Genomic DNA, 601 nt, shown 5'->3' with positions numbered 1-601 from the left:
TCCAATAAGTTATCATTGCACTATTTAAGTCACTAGATTATAATTCTACTATAATAAAAAAATGCATATTTCCTCATTAACCGATGGGGTAGAGGCTGCGGCTTATAAAAGTAGAACGAGTGAGATACAAGAATATCGATGACTTCGTTTAAAAGGATAAGTTGCCGAAGCAAGATGATTTTCTTGGGATCATCTTGCTGGTGATGTGACCGAATAGGCACATTACTGTCACGTTGCTGAAACAACGTGGGGAGCTATCTTCGGAAGGATTACACGGGTTTATAGAAAACAGCCGTCGATCTTTCGATGGCTGTTTTTTTATACTTTAAGAAAGTTTAACTTCTCTTAGATATAAAAAAGACATCGACTTTCGCCATTAGAAGCGATAATTCGTGTTTTTCTAATGTCCTTTCCTTCTAATTTAAAAGGAGTGTTACATGTATGAAAAATTCAAACTTATCAACACCCCCTTCCCAATTAAGACGGAATCTAAAAGCTCGTCATTTAATGATGATTTCTTTAGGTGGAACAATTGGGACTGGTTTATTTCTAGCTAGTGGAGGAGCTATTCATCAAGCTGGACCTGGCGGAGCACTGGTTG

Annotated in this window: 1 pseudogene and 1 riboswitch; the pseudogene reads left to right on the top strand. The window is 37.4% G+C overall.

The annotated features are described in order from the left end of the window. Nucleotides 1–81: 81 nt before the first annotated feature. Nucleotides 82–265: riboswitch (Lysine riboswitch) on the top strand. A 176-nt stretch (nucleotides 266–441) separates the two neighbouring features. Beyond that, nucleotides 442–601: pseudogene (locus V7068_RS22100) on the top strand (amino acid permease); the annotation flags it as partial.

Origin of the sequence: Bacillus sp. JJ634, from assembly GCF_036962285.1 — a bacterium.
GTDB classification, from domain to species: Bacteria; Bacillota; Bacilli; order Bacillales; family DSM-1321; genus Peribacillus; species Peribacillus asahii_A.
Note: the sequence above shows the minus strand (reverse complement) of the source record. Positions and strands in the feature narration are given on the sequence as shown.